Raw genomic sequence first — 4842 nt, 5'->3', positions numbered from 1 at the left:
GACGCGAGCAAGGTCAACGTCAACGGCGGCGCCATCGCCCTCGGCCACCCGATCGGCGCCTCGGGCTGCCGGGTGCTGGTGACCCTGCTGCACGAGATGCTCAAGCGCGATGCCAAGAAAGGCCTGGCGACCTTGTGCATCGGCGGCGGCCAGGGCGTAGCTCTGGCCATCGAACGCTAACCCAGCGCCCTTCCTGTAGGAGCGAGGCTTGCCCGCGAAACAAACGTCACGACNTATCGCGGGCAAGCCTCGCTCCTACAGGTAGGCACCCACCGCGCACCACGGCCGGCCCTCGGACCCACGACATCCGGCGGCCAGCCGGCAACACACCCGGCGCACCTCATGGTGCGCCGGGTTTATTTTGCGGCCCGACAGACGCTGAACAGAGGCCGCTGGCAGCCGCCCATCCGTCAGCTACATTCAACTCATACGGCTGGCGAGACCCGTTTCCCACTCCCTCCTGCCCAATGACTCACGGCTGAAACAGTCCAGGTCGGTGCGCGGTGCGTTACCTGTCGAAGCCGGATCACAGCGCTCAAGCCCCCATGGGCAGAGCATGCCACCCAATCCTTGCCTCCTTCATCGACCCGATAACGAGGAGCGGAACATGCGCCTGATCAGATGCCTGCTCTACACCGGCTTTTGCCTATTGCTGGCGGGGCTGATCAGCCTCCAGGCCAGTGCCGGCCCCTCCTTCGACGCGGACAGACAAGGACTCGAGAAACTCTCGACCAACGCCGGCGCCGAGCTGCACCGGGGCTTTCAGAAATTCCACGAAATGCTGATGTACCTCGAACTGAAGGAGCCCCTGCATGCCACCGAGGCCAAGGCCGCGGCCCTGCAACACTTCAACGAGTCAGCCGTGCTGTTCAAGAAGGTCACCGCCAGCGCCCCCGAGCAGAAGATCCTCTACCAGCCCCGGGATGACAGTGAAAAGGAAGCCATAGCCGCCTTCCAGAACCGCTTGAAGGAACTGGATATCGCTGAACCCACCACCGAGAAGCAGCTGGCCAACCTGGCCGTCACTGTGCTGACCAGGCATATCCATGTGCTGGAAAAGTCCAGCTTCAAGGCGACCAAGGCCGACTACCCGCCCTTGCGCAAGGCCCTGCGTTCACAAGCCCTGCTGCTCGACCTGGGCATCCTGACCTCCATTGTCTGGAGCCTGTCGGCCGAGCAGCCTGGCGGGAGCAGCTAGCGCCTTGCCCCCAGGGGCTGTCACTACGACTTCGGCTTGCCCATCAGCAACAGCAGCGACAAAGCGGCAAACCCCGCCCCGGCGTAGAACGTCAGCGCCGCGCCATGGGCCTGCCACAGCCAGCCGGCGATCACGCTGGCCAGCAACAGGGCGATTCCGCTCAGCAGATTGAACACACCAAAGGCAGTGCCCTTGAGGTCGGCGGGCGTGGTGTCGGCCACCAGGGTGGCGAGGATGCCCTGGCTGAAGCCCATGTGCAGGCCCCACAGGGCGACGCCGAGCAGCACCATCGGCACCGATTCGGCATAGGCCAGCACCAGGTCGGCGAGGATCAGCAACAGCAGGCCGACGCTGAGCAAGGCGCTGCGGTTGATGCGGTCCGACCATTTGCCGACCGGATAGGCCGAGACCATGTAGAACCCGGCCATGACCACCATCACCAGTGGCACCCAGGCGGCGGAGAAGCCCAGTTGCTGGGCCCGCAGCACCAGGAACGCCTCGCTGAAACGAGCCAGGGTGAAAGCCGCGCCGATGGCCACCACCCACCAGTAATGCCGGGAAAACCGCCGCAGCGAGGCCAGCCGTAATGGTGACTGGAAGTGCCGGGTGCCGGGGGCATGTTCGGGTTCGCGGATGGCGAAGATCAGCAGCACCACGGCCAGCGCCGCGGGGATCACCGCCAGCCACAGGACCTGGGCGATATCGTTGGCCAGCCACAGCATCAGGCCGATGGCCAGGATCGGTCCGAGGAAGGCCCCCACGGTGTCCAGGGACTGGCGCAGGCCAAAACAGGCACCGCGGATTTCCGCCGGGGCCACGTCCGCCACCAGGGCATCCCGTGGCGCGCCGCGAATGCCCTTGCCGATGCGGTCCAGCAGGCGTGCGCTGAACACCAGTTCCGCCGAACTCGCCAGGGGGAACAGCGGCTTGGTCAGCGCCGCCAGGCCATAACCCAGCAACAGGAGCTCCTTGCGCCGGCCGATAAAGTCGCTGATGGCGCCGGAAAAGACTTTCACCATCAGCGCCGTGGCTTCCGCCACGCCCTCGATGATGCCGACCACCAGCATGCTGATCCCCAGGGTTCCAACCATGTACAGCGGCAACAGGCTGTGCACCAGCTCGGACGACACGTCCATGAACAGGCTGACGAATCCCAGGGCCCAGACCGTGCGCGGAATGCCGCGACTCAAATGCTTCCCGGATTCGCTCGTTACAGGTCCCGCCATGACAGACATCCCCCAGGGTTTACCAAGAATCCGGTTGTTCCAAGCCTAGGCCGACAACGGCGGCAATGCCCGTCATGGCTCCCGTTGCAGTCGACGCTCGAGGGCCGCGGCCAGGGCCGACGCCTCCTGTTTCAAGGAGGCGCAGAAGGCCTCGACGAAAATCGACGACGGCCGGAAATCCGGGCGGATCAGCATCACCCGGTACGGCACCGACAACTGCAGCGGCCGGATCGCCAGGCCCCTGCCCGCCTCCTCCATGGCGCTCAGCGGGTTGATGATCGCTACCCCCAGTTGCTGGCGCACCATGGCACAGACCGAGGCGGCATTGGTGGTTTCGATCACCACCCGGCGGTCGATGCCGGCCTGGCGAAAGTGCTCGTCGAGGGTCTGACGATAAATGTCCAGGCCTGACAGGTTGATGAAATTCACTCCGCGAAAGTCTTCGCTGTGCAGCAGCGGCTTGGCCAGCAACGGATGCCCTTCCGGCAGGATGCATACCATGTCGGCGCAGAACAGCAGTTCGCCCTGAGTGCCCCGCGGCAGGTGCTCGCTTTCGGTCAGGCCCAGGTCATGGCGCTGGGCGCTGAGGGACTCTTCCAGCAAGGGCGATTCCTGGGCGGTGATGCTCAGGCCGATGCCGGCGTGGCGCTGCTGGAAGTGCTTGCATACCCGCGGCAGCAGGGTCTGGGAGAACAGCGGCAGGCAGGTCAGGCTCAACTGGCCGTGCTCGAAGCGGCGAATCGACTGCGCCACGCTGTTGATCCGTTCCAGGCCGACATAGGCCCGCTCCACCTCCTCCAGCAACAGCATGGCCTGGGCGGTCGGCAGCAGGCGGCCGCCCTCGCGGTCGAACAGGCTCAACCCGGACAGGCTCTCCAGCCGCGCCAGCTCGCGGCTGACCGTGGGTTGCGAGGTGAACAGCAGGCGCGCCGCGCCGGTGACGCTGCCGGCCTGCATGATGGCGCGGAACACCTCGATATGGCGCAGGGAAATGTCCACCGCTTGCTCCTTGGTTTAAGACTCTGACTTGCACAACCCATATCAAAACTGAATCGAGATATAAAGAATAGATATTTTATTGAATACACCGCCCTCGGCATCATGCAGGCCTCTTTCCCCGCCACAGACGATCGCCATGGCCATTCCCTTTTCCCCCGAGCAACTGACCGCCGCCGCCCGCCAGTACGGCACCCCGTTGTGGTGCTACGACGCGCGGACCATCAAGGTGCGCATCCAGCAACTGAAGGCCTTCGACGTGGTGCGTTACGCGCAGAAAGCCTGCTCCAACCTGCAGGTGCTGCGCCTGATCCGCGAGGCCGGGGTGCGAGTGGACGCGGTGTCCCTGGGGGAAATCGAGCGGGCGCTGCTGGCCGGGTTCAGCCCGCAAGGCGATCCGGCCGGCATCGTCTTCACCTGCGACCTGTTCGACACCGCCACCCTGCAACGGGTGGTGGAGCTGAACATCGAGGTCAATGCCGGTTCCATCGACATGCTGCGCCAGCTCGGCGAGAAATCCCCGGGCCACCGCGTGTGGCTGCGGATCAACCCGGGCTTCGGCCACGGCCATAGCCGCAAGACCAACACCGGCGGCGAAAACAGCAAGCACGGTATCTGGCACGAGCAGGTCGATGAAGCCCTGGCGGTGATCCGCCAGTACGGCCTGAAACTGGTGGGCCTGCACATGCACATCGGTTCCGGCGTGGACTACGGGCATCTGGAACAGGTCGGCGCGGCCATGGTGGCGGCGGTCAAGTCCCTGGACCACGACATCGAGGCCTTCTCCATCGGCGGCGGCCTGTCCACTCCGTACCGCGCGGGCGATGAGCCGGTGGACGTGCGTCGCTATGCCAACGCCTGGCGCCAGGCCCGCGAGGAAATCGAAACCTGGCTCGGCCACGGCGTGCGCATGGAAATCGAACCCGGGCGTTTCCTGGTGGCCGAGGCCGGTTGCCTGGTCAGCGAAGTGCGGGTGGTGAAAGACGCTGGCAATCATCACTTCGTGCTGGCCGACACCGGCTTCAACGACCTGATGCGCCCGGCCATGTACGGCGCCTATCACGCCATGAGTCTGATCGACGCCAATGGCCAGGCGGTGCAGCGAGAACTGCGGCCCACTGTGGTCGGCGGCCCGCTGTGCGAGTCCGGCGATATCTTCACCCAGGACGACGAAAGCCTGACCCCGCAGCTGCTGCCCCAGGCCCGGGTCGGCGACCTGCTGGTGATCCACGACACCGGCGCCTACGGCGCCAGCATGTCCTCCAACTACAACAGCCGGCCGCTGCTGCCGGAGGTGCTGTTCGAGGATGGCCACGTGAAACTGATCCGCCGCCGCCAGCCGCTGGCGGATCTGCTGGAACTGGAGATGGGGTTGTAAGTCGTTTTTTTGCGGCGACGCTACTGACGTCATCGCGGGCAAGC

4 protein-coding genes and 1 pseudogene are annotated in these 4842 nt (G+C 65.1%); 3 read left to right on the top strand and 2 right to left on the bottom strand.

What is annotated here, in order from left to right; genetic code table 11:
* Positions 1–180, top strand: a pseudogene (locus ACTJKT_RS21685) (acetyl-CoA C-acetyltransferase); the annotation flags it as partial.
* A gap of 427 nt (positions 181–607) precedes the next feature.
* A complete protein-coding gene (locus ACTJKT_RS21680) occupies positions 608–1198 on the top strand; it encodes a hypothetical protein (protein WP_440788506.1) in 591 nt (196 codons plus the stop codon).
* A 23-nt stretch (positions 1199–1221) separates the two neighbouring features.
* Here the strand turns inward: ACTJKT_RS21680 and ACTJKT_RS21675 are convergent, their stop codons facing one another.
* Together ACTJKT_RS21675 and ACTJKT_RS21670 are read right to left on the bottom strand one after the other, a co-directional pair.
* Complete coding sequence (locus ACTJKT_RS21675) at positions 1222–2424, bottom strand: MFS transporter (protein ID WP_440788505.1); 1203 nt, start codon at positions 2422–2424, stop codon at positions 1222–1224.
* A 72-nt stretch (positions 2425–2496) separates the two neighbouring features.
* Positions 2497–3423, bottom strand: coding sequence for a LysR family transcriptional regulator (locus ACTJKT_RS21670; RefSeq protein ID WP_053278434.1), 927 nt, complete (start codon positions 3421–3423; stop codon positions 2497–2499).
* 136 nt (positions 3424–3559) lie between these two features.
* Here ACTJKT_RS21670 and lysA point away from each other — a divergent pair, with 136 nt between their 5' ends.
* Entirely contained in the window at positions 3560–4798 is a 1239-nt protein-coding gene (gene lysA, locus ACTJKT_RS21665; protein WP_440788504.1) for a diaminopimelate decarboxylase, read from the top strand.
* The last annotated feature ends 44 nt before the right edge of the window (positions 4799–4842 follow it).

It is taken from the genome of Pseudomonas sp. 22526 (assembly GCF_052044735.1).
GTDB lineage: Bacteria > Pseudomonadota > Gammaproteobacteria > Pseudomonadales > Pseudomonadaceae > Aquipseudomonas > Aquipseudomonas piscium.
Note: the sequence above shows the minus strand (reverse complement) of the source record. Positions and strands in the feature narration are given on the sequence as shown.